Annotated in this window: 15 protein-coding genes and 1 pseudogene; 7 read left to right on the top strand and 9 right to left on the bottom strand. The window is 67.4% G+C overall.

Annotation, left to right across the window (positions count from 1 at the left end; genetic code table 11):
* Window positions 1–8: 8 nt before the first annotated feature.
* Window positions 9–1382: a GTPase/DUF3482 domain-containing protein gene (locus ACYCAX_RS10290; RefSeq protein WP_460247927.1), complete on the bottom strand. Its 1374-nt coding sequence runs from the start codon at window positions 1380–1382 to the stop codon at window positions 9–11.
* The gene (locus tag ACYCAX_RS10285) at window positions 1375–2760 is read right to left on the bottom strand and encodes a DUF2868 domain-containing protein (protein WP_294975417.1); all 1386 of its coding nucleotides are present in this window, start codon (window positions 2758–2760) and stop codon (window positions 1375–1377) included. Before ACYCAX_RS10285 ends, ACYCAX_RS10290 begins: the two co-directional genes overlap by 8 nt.
* Before the next feature lie 164 nt (window positions 2761–2924).
* On the opposite strand from ACYCAX_RS10285, the gene ACYCAX_RS10280 reads away from it, so the two are divergent.
* From ACYCAX_RS10280 to ACYCAX_RS10260, 5 genes are all read left to right on the top strand, one after another.
* Window positions 2925–3947 (top strand): hypothetical protein, encoded by a 1023-nt coding sequence (locus tag ACYCAX_RS10280; RefSeq protein ID WP_015479392.1) that lies wholly within the window; start codon window positions 2925–2927, stop codon window positions 3945–3947.
* On the top strand, window positions 3944–5011 hold the full coding sequence (locus tag ACYCAX_RS10275) for a hypothetical protein (RefSeq protein WP_460247926.1): 1068 nt from the start codon (window positions 3944–3946) through the stop codon (window positions 5009–5011). The genes ACYCAX_RS10280 and ACYCAX_RS10275 overlap by 4 nt, the downstream gene beginning before the upstream one ends.
* Before the next feature lie 20 nt (window positions 5012–5031).
* Entirely contained in the window at window positions 5032–5541 is a 510-nt protein-coding gene (locus tag ACYCAX_RS10270; RefSeq protein WP_416785416.1) for a dihydrofolate reductase, read from the top strand.
* A 32-nt stretch (window positions 5542–5573) separates the two neighbouring features.
* Entirely contained in the window at window positions 5574–5912 is a 339-nt protein-coding gene (locus ACYCAX_RS10265) for a hypothetical protein (protein ID WP_460247925.1), read from the top strand.
* Between the two features lie 161 nt (window positions 5913–6073).
* Window positions 6074–6358, top strand: a complete 285-nt coding sequence (locus ACYCAX_RS10260; RefSeq protein WP_460247924.1) for a double zinc ribbon domain-containing protein — start codon at window positions 6074–6076, stop codon at window positions 6356–6358.
* 33 nt (window positions 6359–6391) lie between these two features.
* On the opposite strand, the gene ACYCAX_RS10255 is transcribed toward ACYCAX_RS10260, so the two are convergent.
* Both ACYCAX_RS10255 and ACYCAX_RS10250 read right to left on the bottom strand, forming a co-directional pair.
* Entirely contained in the window at window positions 6392–8182 is a 1791-nt protein-coding gene (locus ACYCAX_RS10255) for an acyl-CoA dehydrogenase C-terminal domain-containing protein (RefSeq protein WP_460247923.1), read from the bottom strand.
* Between the two features lies 1 nt (window position 8183).
* Entirely contained in the window at window positions 8184–9419 is a 1236-nt protein-coding gene (locus ACYCAX_RS10250; protein WP_460247922.1) for a 3-hydroxyacyl-CoA dehydrogenase, read from the bottom strand.
* A gap of 104 nt (window positions 9420–9523) precedes the next feature.
* On the opposite strand from ACYCAX_RS10250, the gene ACYCAX_RS10245 reads away from it, so the two are divergent.
* The gene (locus ACYCAX_RS10245; RefSeq protein WP_294975430.1) at window positions 9524–10423 is read left to right on the top strand and encodes a LysR family transcriptional regulator; all 900 of its coding nucleotides are present in this window, start codon (window positions 9524–9526) and stop codon (window positions 10421–10423) included.
* A 145-nt stretch (window positions 10424–10568) separates the two neighbouring features.
* On the opposite strand, the gene ACYCAX_RS10240 is transcribed toward ACYCAX_RS10245, so the two are convergent.
* From ACYCAX_RS10240 to hslO, 5 genes and pseudogenes are all read right to left on the bottom strand, one after another.
* Window positions 10569–11171 (bottom strand): nitroreductase family protein, encoded by a 603-nt coding sequence (locus ACYCAX_RS10240; protein ID WP_460247921.1) that lies wholly within the window; start codon window positions 11169–11171, stop codon window positions 10569–10571.
* Between the two features lie 144 nt (window positions 11172–11315).
* Complete coding sequence (locus tag ACYCAX_RS10235) at window positions 11316–12815, bottom strand: flavin-containing monooxygenase (RefSeq protein ID WP_460247920.1); 1500 nt, start codon at window positions 12813–12815, stop codon at window positions 11316–11318.
* A gap of 117 nt (window positions 12816–12932) precedes the next feature.
* A pseudogene (locus tag ACYCAX_RS10230) lies at window positions 12933–14870 on the bottom strand (RecQ family ATP-dependent DNA helicase).
* Between the two features lie 190 nt (window positions 14871–15060).
* The gene (locus tag ACYCAX_RS10225) at window positions 15061–16602 is read right to left on the bottom strand and encodes a phosphoenolpyruvate carboxykinase (protein WP_460247919.1); all 1542 of its coding nucleotides are present in this window, start codon (window positions 16600–16602) and stop codon (window positions 15061–15063) included.
* Window positions 16603–16771: 169 nt separating this feature from the next.
* Window positions 16772–17665: an Hsp33 family molecular chaperone HslO gene (gene hslO / locus ACYCAX_RS10220; RefSeq protein ID WP_460247918.1), complete on the bottom strand. Its 894-nt coding sequence runs from the start codon at window positions 17663–17665 to the stop codon at window positions 16772–16774.
* A 118-nt stretch (window positions 17666–17783) separates the two neighbouring features.
* On the opposite strand from hslO, the gene ACYCAX_RS10215 reads away from it, so the two are divergent.
* Window positions 17784–18584, top strand: coding sequence for a phosphatase PAP2 family protein (locus ACYCAX_RS10215; protein ID WP_460247917.1), 801 nt, complete (start codon window positions 17784–17786; stop codon window positions 18582–18584).
* Window positions 18585–18617: the final 33 nt, after the last annotated feature.

The following is an 18617-nucleotide window of genomic DNA, read 5'->3' as shown; positions in this document are numbered from 1 at the left end:
CGCCGTGTTCACGGCTCGAGCAGTTGCGTGGCCAACTGCGCCACCGCCTCCTGTCGCTCGGTCTTCTCGCCGCGCCGGCGGCCATTGAGGGCGGACCACTCCGGATGCGCCCGCGCCTTGCGCAGAGCCTCGGGCAGCTTGCCCTCGCGCCACTGCTTGTCTTCCGGCGATTGCACCTGGATCGCCTCCACCGCCGCATGCCCGCGCGTCTGCAGGGCCGCCAGCAGTTGCCGTTGGCGCAGCGCCAGCAGGCGCAGCACGCTGTCATCCACCGACAGCTCGCGGCTGCCCTTCAGCTTGCCCAGCAGGCGCTGGCCGTAGTGGCCAACGGTCTGCCAGGCGCCGCCGGCGATGGCGCCCAGTGCGGTCGCCGCGCCAAGGGTCAGGCCGCCGACCAGCAGGTCGATCCCCGCCCCCGCCGCCGCACCGGCCGCAACGCCGCCACCGAGGCGAATGCCCAGTTGGCGGAGGGTTTCAGGGTTGAACAGATCATCGCCCCAGCGGCCGTCCAGCAGCGGCAGGTCGACGGCGCGGGCGTCGTCCTTGCGGAAGGCGTAGAGGCTGAGCAGCGCCTTCACGCAGGTGTCTTCGCGCTTGCGCACCTGATTGCGCAGCGCTTCGGTAGCGTCGCGCACCGCCGCGTCCCCCGCGGGCACCAGTTGGCGGCAAGCGGCGACATCCACCAGCAGTTCGGCGATCAATCGCGCCCCGGCCTCACGGCGTGCGACGGCCTGGGCTTCGTGATCGGCCACCAGCCGATCCAGTTGCGGGCGCGCACGCTCCAGCAGCAGCGCCAGGCTTTCGTACAGACGCCGCTCACCATCCAGCGGCGGCGCCACGCTGTCGAAACGCACCAGCGCATGCAGGCCGAGGCGGGACAGCGCCTCGCGCCACTGCTCCTCGCGGTGCTGCGGGCTGGCGACGAAGTTCAGCACCGGCAGCAGCGGCCGCGCGCAGGCGGCGAGCACTGCCAGTTCGTCGCGGTACTTGGCCAGCACCGGCTCGCGGGCATCGATCACGTAGAGTCCGGCGTCGGAGGCGAACAACTGGCGCAGCACCTTGGCTTCCTGCTCGAAGCGGCCACGGGCTTCGCTGCCGTCGAGGAAACGCCGCAGCTTTTCCGGGCCGTCCAGGCGCTCGCCGGGGCGCTCCAGGCCATCGAGGAAGTCGCGCAGGGCGATGGCATCTTCCAGGCCGGGCGTGTCGTACAGCTCCAGCAGCGGCTCGCCGTCCACCGACAGCCGCGCGCCTTCCACATGCCGCGTGGTGCTGGGACGGTGGGACACCTCGCCAAAGCCCACGTCGCGGGTCAGGGTGCGCAGCAGGGAGGTCTTGCCGACGTTGGTGTGGCCGACCACGGCCAGTTTCAGCGCATCAGTCATGCCCGGTCTCCAGCCAGCCCAGCGGCGACGCCGAGGTGTGCGGCAGTTGCAGGCGCTCGATGCCAGCGTGCCAGTCGCCCAGACGCTCGGCGTCCAGTGCCTCGCCCGCCGGCGCCTGCAACAGCCAGACGCGGGTGGCGGCGGCGCAGCGCGAGAGTTCGGCGATCAGCGCCAGGGTGCCGCGATCCGGCGAGCGACGCGGGTCGCAGGCGATCACCAGGCGCGCCGGCGGGTAGCGAGTGAGCTGCTCCAGCAGCCGACGGCGCTGGGCACCGTCGTCGAGGTCGCCGGCATTGGCGATGCCTTCGGCCAGCTTCGGCGGCCAGTTGGGCCGGTCGAGTAGTTCGATGGACACCAGCACGGCGCCGTCGGCGGTGGTCGCCGGGGCTTGCGCCTGCGGCTCGACCAGCTCGCCCGGCGCGGCATCGCTGACACCCAGGCGCTCGCTGGCCGGCATCAGGCGCTCGCGCAGCAGGGCGTAGCCGGGCAGCGAGACATCCAGCGCCAGCTGCGCACGCCCGCGCTTCCAGCGCCACAGGCAGAGCAGCCACAACGCACCGCGCAGCAGCACGCCGTACACCAGCAGGATCCCCACCAGCCAGCCGGCCCAGGCGTGGCGCGCGTTCTCGCTGGCCACCAGGGCATCGCCGCTGGCGCGCACCAGTTCGGAGTCCGGCTGCGGGAAGCCGAGCAGCGACGGCAGCGCGCCGAGGCCGTGGGTCAGGGCGATGAAGGTATCGCCGCCGAGGATGGTGGTCTCCCAGACGAAGCCGTAGCGTCGCGTCGCCAGCAGCGCCAGCATCACGCCCAGCGCGCTGACCAGGGCGACGAACCAGAGACCGTGGACCAGCAGGCCGAGCACCCAGCGCGTGAGTTTCTGCCGGTCCAGCAGCACCAGCAGCGCGGGCGCCAGTTGGGCGGCGTGGGCATCGCGGGCGAGCTTGCCGCTCAGCCACAACCACAGGCGGCCGAGCGCACCGGTCGCCTCGCCGCCGGCGAAGAAGGCCAGGGTCCAGCCCATCAGGGTAATCAGGTGCAGGCCGAGCAGGCTGGCCAGGGCCCAGAACACGTTGACCGGGCGCACTCCATCACCAAGGGCGGCGAAGGCCAGCCCGCCGCCGGTGAACAGCGCCAGCGCCAGCAGTAGGTACAACGCCAGGCGCGAGCCCTGCACCCAGGTGCGCAGGGCGGCGAGCTGGCCGTCGCGTTCGGCGAGCAGCAGCGCGCGCTGTTGCAGGCGGCGGGCGAGGTCACCGCCGCTGACGATGGCGCGGCGGTTGGCTTCGCTGTCTTCCAGCGGGCCGACCTGCTCCTCGCGCAGACGCACGGCCTCGCACAGCCACAGGGATTCGAGGGCGGAAGCGGGGGTTTCGCTCACGGGGTCTCCGACAATCGGTACTCGGCACCAAGGATAACCGCTGCTCGCCGCCACGTCCCGGCACCGCCGGTAACACCCGCTGGCGTCAACCAAACCAAGGAGGGGCTCTCGCCGCGAGCGGCCAGCCTCACACTCGGAAAAAACAACAAGAATGAGGCCTCGCCATGCTGCGCTCGCTGCTCAGTGCCTTGCCCCTGCTGCTCGCCGCCGCCACCGCGGCGGCCGTGGAAACCCCGCCGGTGCGCCCTTCCGACTGGGGCCCGGACACCCCGCTGATGCAGGCGGTGCCGCCGCGCGTGCTGGACGCCAAGGTCAGCGCCCGGCAGTCCGACAGCAACACCTCGCAACTGTGGATCAGCCACACCGACTTCCGCCTGCATGACGACATCGGCTTCTTCATCCGCAGGATGCTGATCCAGATGAGCCCGGTCGCCGGAGCCGGCACGCCGCTGATGCTGGATGATCCGAAATCTATGGTCGCGCGCATCCAGGCCGGCGATATCTTCGTCGCCGACGCGACCCTCGCCACGCTGCTCAACGAGGAGCTGCGCAACGCCAACGCGCCGGTGCGCAACCTCAAGCTCAGCACTCGCGCCGATGGCCAGGAAGTCCACGGCGAACTGCTGCGCAAGGGCCGCTGGCGGCCGCTGCGGATGGTCACCGGGATCGAGCAGGCCGGGCCGCTGAAGGTGGCGCTGGTACCGCAGCGGATCTTCGTCGACGGGGTGGACGTCACGCCCTCGCTGAGCGCCGCCTCCATCGAGATGTCCGAGGTGCTGCAACTGCACACCGCGCACATGCAGCTGATCGGCAACCGCATCCTGGTCGACCTCGACGGCCTGTTCCCGCCGCCGCGCCTGGACTTCACCGTGCGTAGCCTGAAGCTCGCCGACGGCGGCATGGACCTGCTGCTGGGCAGCGAGCTGGCCGAGCTGAAATGGCCGCAGCTCAAGGCGCCGCAGAGCTACATGTTCATCGAAGGCGGCGACATCAAGATGGCGCGGACCATCCTGGTGAAGGCCTACGCGCTGTTCACCAGCCTGAGCCCCGATGCGCCGCTGCTGTTCAATCTGTACGACTACCGCCGCCAGTTGCAGTACGGCGAAATCCGCCTGCGCGAAGACGGCATGGTACACATCGCCGTCTCGCCCGTTAAGGCGCCCGCCCCGGAGGAGAAAGCCCTATGAGAACCCTCCTTGCCTCCCTGCTCTGCCTCGCGCTGGCCGGCCAGGCCGGCGCCGAGAGCGCCATCGACAGGCAGCAGCGCGAACTGGGCGTGCTGCGCCAGGGCTGGTTCCAGCAGACGCCGCCGGCGCCGGACTTCAAGGCCAGCCGGCCGGGCGGCCTGCGCGATTCGGGCCAGGACGGCGTGGGCATCCTGCTGCACAACGTGGACATGTACTTCCAGGGCGACATCGGCTTCCACAGCCCGCAGCTCAAGGGCTGGCTAGTGCCGCTCAGGGCCGGCGAGCCGATCGACTTCGACCGCCCGCAGGACATGCGCATCAACGTCTCCGAGGGCGAGGTGATCCTCAGCCCCGCGCAGCTCGGCAGCCTGTTCAACCAGCACATCCTCGCCTACCCGCAAAGCATGCTACGCGACTTCACGCTCAGCGTCGAAGGCGACCGCCTGCTGGTGTCCGGCGAAGTGCAGCCGCTGGGCGTCGGCCCCTGGCTGCCGCTCAAGCTGTCCGGCACGGTGAAACTCGACGGCGACAACCTCGACTACCAGCCCGACAGCGTGAAGGTGCTCGGCGTGCCCAGCTACGGCGCCATGAGCCTGGTGGGCCTGCGCCTGGATTCGCTGGTGACCCTGGAGCGGCCCGGCGCGGTGCTCAAGGACAACGTGATGCACCTGAACTACCACCAGGTCTTCCCGCTGGTGGGCATCGACGGCCGCGTGGAGTCCAGCTGGCTGGACGCCAAGGGCCTGCACCTGAAGTTCGCGCCGAAGGACGGCGCCGCCGCGCTGGCCTTCGAGCCGCCGCGCCAGGCCGGGCAGTCCTACATCTGGCTGCAGTCGGGCGACCTGAAGATCTTCGAGATCCTCATCACCTACTCCCAGGTGCTGCTCAAGGCCGAGCGCCCGGACCAGACGCTGGCCTTCAACCTCAAGGACTACCGCAAGGTGCTGGCCACCGGCATCACCCAGGTCAACGAGGACGGCACCTTCTTCATGCGCGTTCCGCCACCGGCCGGCCCCGCCGATGGCGAGCGGCTGGTATCCTCTGGCAACGGGAGTTCCCGCTGATGTTCACCACTGGAGTCGAGATGGCCCAACTGCCCCTGGCGATGATCGCCGCCCTTGCCGAGAACCGCGTGATCGGCGTCGACAACCGCCTGCCCTGGCACCTGCCGCAGGACCTCAAGCACTTCAAGGCCATGACCCTGGGCAAGCCGGTGATCATGGGCCGCAAGACCTGGGACTCCCTCGGCCGCCCGCTGCCGGGCCGGCTGAACATCGTGGTCACCCGCCAGGCGGGCCTCACGCTGGAAGGCGCGGAAGTCTTCACCAGCCTCGACGCCGCCCTGGAGCGCGCCGAGCAGTGGGCCCAGCAAGAGGAAGCCGACGAGCTGATGCTGATCGGCGGCGCCCAGCTGTACGCGCAGGCCCTGGGCCGCGCCGAGCGGCTCTACCTGACCCGCGTGGGCCTGAGTCCGGACGGGGATGCGCACTTCCCCGAAGTGAACGAAGGCCAGTGGCACCTGGCGTCGAGCATCGAGCACGACGCGGAAGGCGAGACGCCGGCCTATGCGTTCGAGGTGTGGGAGCGGGCATAGCACCGCGTTCCAATCGACAGAGAATCGTTCGAATGCAGGCAATCACGCTCGAAATCCCCGAAGCCAATGTGGAGTTCTACATAGCGGCATTAGCGAGAGGCCTGCTTTCGGCGATGAAAACAGGCGTAATTCCTACCGAAGTGGGGATCTGGAGTCTGGGAAGACCAAGCGTACAGCGGGCTCTGGAGAGCAGGATCAGTCCTGAACTGGCGAGCATCCTGAGTGAGTTCGATGAGCTGGACGCCTTGCAGTCGCTCGGCGGAGATATCCAGGGAGCCTTGGACCGGCTGCTGAACCAATTGGACGAATGCCTACGAGGCGCTTCGTCTAGGGACACAGCGAATTATGTAATCAGAGCCACGCAGCAGTAGCCGCAGTCAGTACGAATAGAACGCCGCCCCGGTCACCCCGCGCGGCGTTTTTCATGGGCGCTCACACACGAAATCTCCGCTCACAACTCCACACCTTGACCCTGTAGGAACTACAGGCTGCCCAATGACTCCATCCCACGACGGGAAACGGGAGGTACATCATGGGTTGGCTCGAACGTTTGATGATGGGCGGTCACCACGGCCGCGGCGGTTATGGCGGCGGATACGGCGCACCGGGCTATCCGCCGGCACCCGCGCCACCACCGCCAGCCAATGCGGTTCCCTCCCAGCCCTGCCCGCAGTGCAGCGCACAGAACCCCCAGGGCAGTCGCTTCTGCCACAACTGTGGCGGATCGCTGCAGGCCATGCCCTGCAAGGGGTGCGACGCCGCTGTCGCGCCCCAGGCGCGCTTCTGCGCGCAGTGCGGCCAGGAGCGCGGCGGCTGACGGGGCCGGCGGATAGCCGCGGGCCCCGCCGGCTCAGAACGCGAAGTGCTCCGCGTCCAGCGCCATCAGGCAGTCCGCGCCGCCCAGCAGTGCCTCGCGGTGCATGCTGGCGCGCGGCAGGATGCGCTTGACGTAGAACTCGGCGCTGGCGAGCTTGGCGCGGTAGAAGTCCGCGTCGCCCTCGCCGGCCGCCAGCTTCGCCTGCGCCACGCCCGCCGCCTGGAGCCACAGGCCGCCGAGCAGCACGTAGGAGCAGTACTGCAGGAAGTCCACCGAGGTGGCGCCGATTTCCTGTGCATCGCGCTGGCAGGCGGCGATCACTTCGGCGGTCAGGCTGCGCCATTCCAGCAGGCGTTGCCGCACGGTTTCCGCCAGGCCGGCGAGTTCGGTGCGCGCACCGGCGGTTTCGCAGACCGCCGCCAGTTCGCCGATCAGCGCGTTCAGCTCCGCCCCGCCGTCGCCCAGCAGCTTGCGGCGGATCAGGTCGAGCGCCTGGATGCCGTTGGTGCCTTCGTAGATCTGCGTGATGCGGCTATCGCGCATCAGTTGCTCCATGCCCCACTCGCGGATGTAGCCGTGACCGCCGTAGACCTGCACGCCGAGGCTGGAGACCTCCTGGCCGACGTCGGTGAAGAACGACTTCACGATGGGGATCAGCAATGCCGCGCGCTTGCCCGCGGCCTTGCGGCCGTCCGCCTCGGGGTGGCCATGCTCCAGGTCCAGCTCGCGGGCGCACAGCGCGGCGATCATCCGACAGCCTTCGGTAAGGGTCTTCTGGGTCAGCAGCATGCGCCGCACGTCCGGGTGGACGATGATCGGGTCGGCGGCCTTGGTCGGCTCGGCCGCACCGGTCAGCGCCCGCGATTGCAGGCGTTCGCGGGCATAGGCCAGCGCGCCCTGGCACGAGCGCTCGGCGATGCCCAGGCCTTGCAGGCCGACCTGGAAGCGCGCGTCGTTCATCATGGTGAACATGCACGCCAGGCCCTGGTTGGCCTGGCCGATCAGCCAGCCGGTGGCGCCGTCGAAGTTCATCACGCAGGTGGACGCGCCCTTGATGCCCATCTTGTGCTCGATGGCGCCGCAGCTCAGGGCGTTGCGCGCGCCCGGCGTGCCGTCGGCGTTGGCGATGAACTTGGGCACCAGGAACAGGCTGATGCCCTTCACCCCGGCCGGGGCGTCCGGCAGGCGCGCCAGTACCAGGTGGACGATGTTCTCGGACAGGTCCTGCTCGCCGCCGCTGATGAAGATCTTGCTGCCGCTGACGCGGTAGCTGCCGTCCGCCTGGGGTTCGGCACGGGTGCGCAGCAGGGCGAGATCGGTGCCGGCCTGAGGCTCGGTGAGGCACATGGTGCCGGTCCATACGCCGCTGACCATCTTCGCCAGGTAGTCGCGCTGCAGTTCTGGCGCGCCATGCTTGTACAGCGCCAGCACCGCGCCTTCGGTGAGGCCGGAATAGACGCGGAAGGACAGCGAGGCGGCCATCAGCATCTCGTGGAAGCAGGCCGCGACCATCTGCGGGAAGCCCTGGCCGCCGAACTCGGTCGGCCCGGTCATGCTCGCCCAGCCGTTGTCGCAGTACTGCCGGTAGGCCTCGCGGAAACCGTCGGGGGTGGTGACTTCGCCACCCTGCAGGGTCGCGCCCTGCTCGTCGCTGTTGCGGTTCAGCGGGGCGACCACTTCGCCGGTGTAGCGCGCGCCTTCTTCCAGCACGCCGTCGATCAGCTCGCGGTCGAGGCCGTTGCCCAGCTGCTCGCAGTGGGCGCTGACGTCGAACAGCTCGTGGAGGACGAAGCGCATGTCGCGCAGGGGTGCCTGGTAGCTCATCTCAATGCTCCTGTTTTACGTCGGCGAAGCGGCCACCGGCGGCGGCCAGGCGCTCGATCAGCGCGGCCGGTTGCCAGTGCGCGCCGTGCTCGCCAGCCAGGTCGCGCAGGCGCGCCAGCACGCTCTGCAGGCCCTGGGCATCGGCCCAGGCCATTGGGCCGGACTTGTCCTTGGGGAAGCCATAACCATTGAGGTAAACGGTGTCGATGTCGGCGCTGGCGGAGGCGATGCCTTCGTCGAGGATCTTCGCGCCTTCGTTGACCAGCGCCAGCAGGCAGCGCTCGAGGATTTCCTCGGCGCCGATGTCACGGCGCTGGTAGCCCAGGCGCTCGGACTCGCGCAGCACCAGCGCATCCACTTCCGGGTCGTGCTCGGCCTGGCGGCTACCCGGCTCGTAATGGTAGAAGCCGTTGCCGCTCTTCTGGCCGAAGCGGCCCATCTCGCACAGGCGGTTGTCCACCTGCACGGTCGGCGCGTCCTGGCCCTTACCGGCCAGCTCGCGGGCGCGCCATTCGAGGTCGATGCCGACCACGTCGAACATGCGGAACGGCCCCATGGCGAAGCCGAAACCCTGGATCGCCGCGTCCACCCGATGCGGCAGCGAACCTTCAAGGATCAACCGGCGCGATTCCTGGACGTACTTCTCCAGCATGCGGTTGCCGATGAAACCGTGGCAGTTGCCGGCGACCACGCTGACCTTGCCCATGCGCTCGCCCAGTTCCAGGGCCGCTTCGAGCACCGCGGGAGCGGTCTTCGCGCCGCGCACGATCTCCAGCAGCTTCATGATATGCGCCGGGCTGAAGAAGTGCAGGCCGAGCACCTGGGAGGGCCGCGAGGTCACCGCGGCGATGGCGTCGACGTCCAGGTAGGAAGTGTTGGAAGCCAGGATGGCCGAGGGTTTCAGCGCCGCATCCAGCTCGCGGAAGATCGACTGCTTGAGCTCGAGGTTCTCGTATACCGCCTCGATCACCAGGTCCACCTCGCGGATCGCCGCGTAGTTCGCCACCTGGGAGATGCGTGCGCGGCGACGGGCGGCTTCGGCCTCGTCGATACGACCCTGGCGCACGTTGTGGGCGTAGGTATCGGCCACCGCGCCGAGGGCCTGGGTGAGCATCTGCGGATTATTGTCCAGCCACAGGACCTGCACGCCGGCGTTCGCCAGGCACATGGCAATGCCCCGGCCCATGGTGCCGGCGCCGATGACGGCGGCGCTGGCGATGCGGATGTTCTGGCTCATGTTGTTCCTCTTGTCAGCCGAAAACGCTCATTTGAAGACCACTCACCTTAGGGAAGGCGCTACTATTTTTGAAATTTTGAGTTGTGATACGTGGCATTCACTCAATGAATATGAACACCTTCGACCTCAACCTGCTGCGGGTGCTGGATGCGCTGCTGCGCGAGCGCAACGTCTCGCGCGCGGCGGAGCGCCTGTCGCTGAGCCAGCCGGCGGTGAGCAACGCGCTGAACCGCCTGCGCGAGCTGCTCGATGACCCGCTGCTGGTGCGCGTCGGCCGGGCGATGCAGCCGACGCCACGGGCGCTGGAACTGGAAGCGCCGATCCGCGATGCCCTGCAGCGCATTGGCCAGAGCCTGGCCGGCGGCGACACCTTCGACCCGGCGCGCAGCCGCCAGCGCTTCACCCTGGCGCTGACCGACTATGTCGAGGCGCTGTGCATGCCGCACCTGCTCGAAAGTCTGGGCAGCGCGGCGCCGGGTATGGGCCTGACCATCCAGCACCTGACGCCGACACTGCCGGCCGAAGCGCTGGATAAAGGCAATCTCGATCTCGTACTGGGCCGCTTCGAGGAGCTGCCGGCGCGCTTCCAGCGCCGCCCGTGGACCAGCGAGACGCTGCGCCTGCTGGCCCGGCGCGGGCATCCGCAGGTGGACGGCACGATCGATCTGGAGACCTTCCTCGGCCAGCGGCACCTGTGGGTTTCCGGCGGGCAGACCAAGGGCATGGTCGACCAGTGGCTGGCCAGCCAGGGGCTGAAACGGCAGATCGCCTACACCACGCCCAACTACCTGCAGGCGGCGCACTTGGTGGCGACCACGGACTTGCTGACGGTGCTGCCGACGCGGCTGGCGGCCTATTTCGCACAGTTGCTGCCGTTGCAGGTGCTGGAGCTGCCGTTCGACGTGGGGCAGTTCCACCTGGAGTTGGTCTATCTCGCCCAGCGCGAGCGGGATACGGCGCTGCAGTGGCTGGTGGAGCGGATTGTGGAGGCGGCGCCGAGGTGAATGAGTGGGCAGAGCCCACCTGTAGGAGCGAGCTTGCTCGCGAACCAGCCCAACATCGGAGCATCGGGTGACATCTGTTCGCGAGCAAGCTCGCTCCTACGAAGAGCAAAAGCAGAAACGCGCCCGAGGGCGCGTTTCGTGTGGCTCAGAAGCGATCGCGAACGATCGTCTCTTCCAGCGGCAAACGGCCGATGCGCGGTCGGGCTTCCACCGCCTGTTTGCCCACGGCGATCATCAGGCCGATCACATGGTTGGCCGGCAGGTTGATCAGCTTGCCCACGGCGTCGAAGTCGAAACCGACCATCGGCACGCTGTCCAGGCCGCGGCCACGGGCGGCGAGCATCAGCGTCTGGGCCACCAGGCCGCTGCTGCGCATGGCTTCGTCGCGCTGGGTCTGCGGCTTGTCGCGGTAGTAGCCGTCGATGGCGCCGACCATGTAGTTCTTCACTTCGACCGGGGCGCCGTCCCACACGCGCTCGGCGTTCCTCTCCCAGCTGTCGACCTGCGCGCAGACGACCACCAGCATCGAAGCCTCGGTCATCTGCACCTGATCCCAGCCCGCCTCGCGGATCTGCGCGCGTAGCTGCGGGTCGCTGACTTCCACCAGGCGCACGTGCTGCAGGTTGAAGGAGGTGGGGGCGAGCAGCGCCTGTTGCAGCAGGTCGTCCTTCTCCTCGCGGCTCATCACGTAGGAAGTATCGAAACCACGGATGGAGCGGCGGCTGCGGATGGCGTCTTCGATCAGCATGGAAAATCCTCTGGCTGGCATGGGCGGAAATGGCGCGCATGGTAAGCCGAGAGGCAGCCCCGTTGCAGGGCGGCGTATCGATAATGTCTATCCGATGCCTCGATAGAACGATGCCCGCCAGGGTAGGCGGGCTCCGACCGGAGATCAGCTCTCCAGCGCTTCCACCGGTGCCGCCGTGGCCTGGCGCTGTTTGGGCGAGGTGAAGCTCAGGTAGCCGTCCTCGACCTTGCCGAAGCGCAGCAGCGCCAGGTCCAGCGCGTAGTTCTGGTAGAGCTTCCACGGCGTGCGGTCGCCCTGCTTGGGCATGCGGTCGGCGGCGCGCTGGATGTAGCCGGAGTTGAGGTTGAGGAAGGGCTCTTCCTTCACCGAGCCGTCGGTCTGGCGCGGTGTGCACTGGCGCATGCCGATGGCATCGAGGTGGTTGATCAGGCGGCAGAAGTACTCGCTGGAGAGGTCGGCCTTGAGCGTCCAGCTGGCGTTGGTATAACCGACGATGGCCGCGAGGTTGGGCAGGTCGCGCAGCATGATGCCGCGATAGCCCATGCTCTGGGTGACGTCGAAGGGCTTGCCGTCGATGGCCAGCTCCGCGCCGCCGAACATCACCAGATCCAGCCCGGTGGCGGTGACGATCACGTCCGCCTCCAGCAGTTGTCCGGACTTGAGCAGGATGCCCTTCTCGGTGAAGCGCTCGATGTGCTCGGTGACCACCGAGGCGCGGCCCTGGCGCAGCGCCTTGAACAGGTCACCATCGGGCACGCAGCACACGCGCTCGTCCCACGGCTTGTAGCGCGGACTGAAGTGGCGCATGTCGAAATCCTTGCCCAGCTGCAGGTTGGCCAGCTTGAGCATGAGCTTGCGCACCGCGCCGGGGAACGCCTTGGAGGCCATGAAGAAGATCATCTGCATGGTCACGTTGCGCGCCCGCGCCTGGCGGTACACCCACTTCTCCGGCAGGAAGTTGCGCAGGAAGTTGGAGATCGGGTCCTTCGCCGGCAGGGTGATCACGTAGGACGGCGAGCGCTGCAGCATGGTGACGTGGGCGGCCTTGTCGGTCAGTGAGGGGACCAGCGTGACGGCGGTGGCGCCGCTGCCGATCACCACGATGCGCTTGCCGCTGTAGTCGAAGCTCTCCGGCCACAACTGCGGGTGGATGACCTGCCCGGCGAAGCTCTCGCGCCCGGCGAATTCCGGGGTGTAGCCGGCGTCGTAGCGGTAGTAGCCGGTGCACATGAAGAGGAACTGCGCACTCATGCGCACCGGCTCTTCCTCATCGCCGCGCTGCACGACGAGGTTCCAGCGCGCGTTATTGCTGTCCCAGTCGGCCTTGAGCACGCGGTGGCGGTAACGCACCTTGTCCTCGACGCGGTACTCGCGGGCGGTCTCGCGGATGTAGTTGAGGATCGACGGGCCGTCGGCAATGGCCTTGGGATCGGTCCAGGGTTTGAAGTTGTAGCCCAGGGTGTACATGTCCGAGTCGGAGCGGATGCCCGGGTAGCGGAACAGGTCCCAGGTGCCGCCCATCGCCTCGCGGCCTTCGAGGATGGCGTAGGACTTGCCGGGGCACTGTTTCTGCAGGTGACAGGCCGCGCCGATGCCGGACAGGCCGGCGCCGATGATCAGTACATCCAGGTGCTCGGTGGACATGCGCGGGGCTCCTTGCTGCAACGCCCTGAAGAGTCTAGGTGGGAATGTCTCCCTGCACCCTACAAGCGTCTCCCCCAACGCCACGCCGACCTTTAGTCGTGCGTGGCGCCGGCGCGGTTACAACTGAGCCTGTACCCAATCGCGCACCCTGGCGTAGGGGTAGTCCTCCAGCATCGCGTAGCCGGGCAGCGTGCGTGCGCGCATGCGGGTGAAAGCCGGCACGCTGATACCGCAGAGGAAACGCGTCACGCAGTCGGCGCTGGGTGCCAGGCCACGGGCGCTGCGGTACTTCTCCAGGAAGGCGGCACAGCGGTTGTGCAGGTTCTGCCCTTCCAGTGGCGGCAGCGCGGGCGGCTCCGGCAGGCGGGCGACGCGGCCGGCGCAGACCGAGCAGTGCCCGCAACGGCGGGGAGCCTGCTGGTCGCCGAAGTACTGCGCCAGCCGCCAGCTCAGGCACTCCGAACTGCCCAGCAGTTCGAGCATGGCGCCGATACGGGCGATTTCGCTGTCCTCGTGGCGCTTGAAGTAGCGATGCAGCTCGTCGCTCAACTCATCCACAGAGAAGGACGCATCGCGCACCGAGTAGACCTCGGTCATCTGCTTGCTTTCCAGCTCCACCCAGCCGCGTTCCTGGAAGTAGTCCAGCGCCTTCACCACCCGCGCGCGCTCGGCGCCGTGACGGTTGTAGAGGGTGTCGAAATCCAGGGTCGCCCAGGTCCTGGCCCGCGCCGAGGTGCTGAGGATGGCATCGACGAACTGGCGCCGCTCGCCCTGGAAATGCCCTAGCAGTTCAGCGGAATCGATCAGCAGCTTGAAGCGATATTCGGCGAAATAGGCGAACCGTGGAGCAATAATGCCGCGTAACTCCAGCTGAACCAGCAGTGTCTTCAATGGCAGCTGGCGGATGTTGGACTGGTCCGACAGCGGCACCAGCATGGTCTCCCACTGGCCACCTCCCTGATAGCCAGCAGCCTGGCGGATTTCCTCCAGCACGAAGCGAATGCCTTCGCGCTCGGGCGTGTCGCCGTAGACGAAGTTCTCCAGCACGTTGAGGCTGTCGCGGTTGGCCAGCACCAGGCATTCCGAGCGCTGGCCGTCGCGCCCGGCGCGGCCGGTCTCCTGGCTGTAGTTCTCCAGCGACTTGGGCAGGTCGTAGTGCACCACCTGGCGGATGTCGCTCTTGTCGATACCCATGCCGAAGGCGATGGTGGCGACGATGCAGTTCAGCCGCCCCTCCATGAAGCGGCGCTGGATGCCCTCGCGCTCCGGGTGTTCCATGCCGGCGTGGTAGGCGCAAGCGGGAATGCCGCGCTCGGCCAGGTGCGCGGCGACTTCCTCGGCGGTCTTCTGCTGGGTGACGTAGACGATGGCCGGCTGCCCGGCGCGCTCGCCAAGCCACTGCACCAGCCGCGCGCGGCGGGCGGCGCTGGCCACCGGCTCCACCTGCAGGTCGAGGTTGGCGCGGTAGAAGCCGGTGGTGACCACGTCGGACTCGGCGATGGCGAACTTGCCGCGCATGTCGGCAATCACCGCTGGCGTCGCCGTGGCGGTGAGCAGCAGTACCTGGGGAATGCGCAACTGCTTCTGGTAGTCCGGCAGCTTCAGGTAGTCGGGGCGGAAGTTGTGGCCCCATTCGGAAATGCAGTGCGCCTCGTCCACCACCAGCAGGGAGATCGGCACCTCGCTGATGAAATTGCGGAAACGCTCGTTCTTCAGGCGCTCCACCGAGATCATCAATACCTTCAGCTCGCCGCTGCGTGCCCGCGCCATCGTCTGCGCCGCCTACTCGCGGCTCTGCGCCGAGTCGATGCTGGCGGCGGCGATGCCGTGGCGGGCGAGGAAGGCGAGCTGGTCCTGCATCAGCGCCAGCAAGGGCGAGACCACCAGGGTCAGGTGCGGCAGCAGCAATGCCGGCAGTTGGTAGCACAGCGACTTGCCCGAGCCCGTGGGGAAGATCGCCGCCGCCGAGCGCCCGGCCAGCACCGCACTGACCGCTGCCTCCTGGCCGGGGCGGAACTGGCGGAAGCCGAAGACGCGTTCGAGGGTGTCGTGCATGTGGGTAACTCCTTTCATGGGCGTCCACCCAGCCTAGGAAGCGTCATTGTAGGAGCGAGCTTGCTCGCAAACCGGAGCTGGGCTGTTCGCGAGCAAGCTCGCTCCTACGAAGAGCCCAATGGCGTAGGACCGTTCCCAGGCACCAATGAAAAAGCCGCCCGAAGGCGGCTCTTTCGCAGAACGGGCGCGCTTAGAGCTGCGGGCCGGCGTTCTTGATGGCGTCGCTCACGTCGAACTTCTTGAAGTTCTCGATGAACTTGCCGGCCAGGCCCTTGGCGGCTTCGTCGTAGGCAGCCTTGTCTTCCCAGGTGTTGCGCGGGTTGAGCAGGTTGGTTTCGACGCCCGGAACGGCCTTGGGCACGTCCAGGTTGATGATGTCCAGGTGCTCGGTCTCGGCACCGACCAGAGCGCCGCTCTGGATGGCGGAGATCACGCCACGGGTGGTCGGGATGTTGAAGCGCTTGCCGACGCCGTAGCCACCGCCGGTCCAGCCGGTGTTGACCAGATAGACCTTGGAGCCGAAGGCCTTGATGCGCTTGATCAGCAGCTCGGCGTAGACGCCGGCCGGACGCGGGAAGAACGGCGCGCCGAAGCAGGTGGAGAAGGTCGACTTGATGCCGCCGCCCGAACCCATTTCGGTGGAGCCGACCAGCGCGGTGTAGCCGGACAGGAAGTGGTAGGCCGCCTGCTCGTTGTTCAGGATCGACACCGGCGGCAGAACGCCGGTCAGGTCGCAGGTCAGGAAGATCACGGCGTTCGGCTCGCCGCCGAGGTTCTTCTCGGAGCGCTTCTCGACGTTTTCCAGTGGGTAGGCCGCGCGGGAGTTCTGGGTCAGGCTGTCATCGGCGTAGTCCGGGGTGCGGTTGTTGTCGAGGACGACGTTTTCCAGCACGGCGCCGAACTTGATGGCCTTCCAGATCACCGGTTCGTTCTTCTCGGACAGGTCGATGCACTTGGCGTAGCAGCCACCCTCGATGTTGAACACCACGCCCTCGCCCCAGCCGTGCTCGTCGTCACCGATCAGGTAGCGGCTTTCGTCGGCGGACAGGGTGGTCTTGCCGGTGCCGGACAGGCCGAAGAACAGGGTGACGTCGCCGTCTTCGCCGATGTTGGCGGCGCAGTGCATCGGCAGCACGTCCTTCTCCGGCAGCAGGTAGTTCTGCACGCCGAACATGGCCTTCTTCATCTCACCGGCGTAGCGCATGCCGGCGATCAGCACCTTCTTCTGGGCGAAGTTGAGGATCACGCAGCCGTCGGAGTTGGTGCCGTCACGCTCGGGCACGCACTCGAAGTTGGCGACGTTGAGGACCTGCCACTCTTCGCGGCCAGCCGGGTTGTACTGCTCCGGCTCGATGAACAGCGCACGGCCGAACAGGTTCTGCCAGGCGGTGCCGGTGGTCATCCTGACGGCCAGGTAGTGATCCTCGGCGGAGCCTACATGGACGTGGGAAACGAAATGATCCTGGGCGTTGTTGAAGGCCTCGACGCGGTCCCACAGGGCGTCGAACTTGTCGGCCGGGAACGGGCGGTTGATCGCGCCCCAGGCGATGGAGTCCTTGCTGCCCGGCTCTTCGACGATGAAGCGGTCGACAGGAGAGCGGCCGGTACGATGGCCGGTGCGCACCACCAGCGCGCCGTTGTCGGCCAGCTCGCCTTCGCCGCGGCGAATGGCTTCCTCGACCAGTTGGGCAACGCTGAGATCGGTGTAAACGGCTTTATTGGCTTGCGTCATGTGGGTCCCCATCGGCCAGAGGCCGAGTCCTCCAAACTTTGCGTAGTGACTTCTAATTCCCACTACCGCGGAAAAAAGTCGCGGGATTATGCCAGAAAAGAACTGTTCTCGTGCAGCCTCTGATCCGGCAAGAGCGCCATTGGTGCGGCTATCGGACGGATAGAAGCGCTCAATGACGGGTTTCTGACGGGGTCTTGCTACCACCGCCGGAGAACAGCTGGGCAACGTCCGAACCGTCGAAACGGTAGCGCTGGTTGCAGAACTGGCAGTCGATGACGATCTCGCCATCTTCCTCGGCCAGCAGACGCTCGGCGTCGTCCTGCCCAAGACTGACCAGCGCGTTGGCCGAGCGTTCCCGCGAGCAGCTGCAACGGAAGACCAGCGGCTGCGGATCGAACAGGCGCACGTCGTCCTCGTGGTACAGGCGATGCAGCACGGTGGCGTTGTCCAGGCCCAGCAGTTCCTCGGCGGTGAGGGTGTCGGCCAGGGTGGTGACGTGTTGCCAGTTGGCCTCGCGGGATTCGGCATCGCGCTGGCGGTCGGCCGGCAATTGCTGCAGCAGCAGGCCACGGGCACGGCGGCTGTCGGCGTTGAGCCAGAAACGGGTGGGCAACTGCTCGGAGGTGGCGAAGTAGGTCGACAGGCACTCGGCCAGGGTCGCGCCTTCCAGCGGCACGATGCCCTGGTAGCGCTTGCCGTTCTTCGGATCGACGGTGAGCGTCAGCACGCCGTGGGGCATCAGCTCGGCGAGCCCCGCGGCATCGCCGATGGCATCCGCATCATAACGGGCCAGGCCGCGCACTTCGCGGTCACTGGAGCACTCCACCATCAGCAATGGCACCGCGCCGCTGGAGCGCGCCTGCAGGACCAGCAGGCCGTCGAACTTCAGGGTGCCGCACAGCAGCGCGGCGGCGGCTAGCATTTCCCCCAGCAGTTGGGCGACCGGCTGCGGGTAGGGATGCTTGGCGAGTACTTCGGCGTAGCTGCGCTCGAGCTCCACCAGTTCACCGCGAACATCGGTGTTGTCGAACAGGAAACGCTGACTTTGATCGATCTGGGACATGCTGGGCACAACGCTGGGAGAGGCACAAATAAATGACAAGTTGATGGCAAAGGCCTATAAAGCGCGCTTTGCAGCACCCACCCGTACCCGGGTGGTTCCGTAAGGGGGGATCGATTTTATGGACAAAACCACGCCGTTCCAAGCCACCTGGTCCTGGAAGCCCTTCATCGCCTGCCACCTGATGGCACTGTTCCTGCTCCTGCTATGGCTCTGGGAACCCACTCGCGGCGCGATGGACCTGTTCGATTTCAGCCTGTTCAGCCTGCTCAACCAGCCGCTGGCGACCCACTCAGCCTGGCGCCTGACCTGGGCCGTGGCCAGCACGCGGCCGTTCGACCTGCTGGTGGGCGTGATCCTGCTGCTTCTGCTGATCCGTGGCGACTGGGTGTTCAAGGCCACCCAGACCCGCGCCGCCACCTTCGGCTTCTTGTGCTCGGCCATCGTCCTGGTGGTGGTGCGGATCCTCTACGCCAAGATCGCCCACAAGCTGGGTTGGCAGCATCCGAGCATTTCCGCCGTGGCGCCGGACACCGTACGCCTGGAGAATTTCTTCCCGCAGTGGCAGGACACCGCTTTCGAAGTGAAGGACGAATCCGCCCGCAGCTTCCCCGGCGACCACGCCTCGGTGCTGCTGGTCTGGGCGCTGTTCCTCACCCTGTTCGCCCGCAATGCCCTGCAGTGGGTGGTGATCTGGGGCCTGGCGCTGCTGTTCATGCTGCCGCGCCTGGTGGCCGGCGCCCATTGGGGTCAGGACGATTACATCGGCGGCGTGCAGATGGCGCTGGTGGCCCTGGCCTGGAGCTGCTTCACCCCGTTCGCCGCCAGGGGCAGCGCCGCCCTGCTGCGCTGGACCGACCCGCTGTTCCGCCTGGCCGCGAAGATCCCGCTGCTCAACCGCCTGAGCGTCGTCGCGGCCTGACGGCCGCCCGATCCCGGCGAGGCGCCCGCCGCC

This window comes from Pseudomonas sp. MT3, assembly GCF_054720805.1.
Note: the sequence above shows the minus strand (reverse complement) of the source record. Positions and strands in the feature narration are given on the sequence as shown.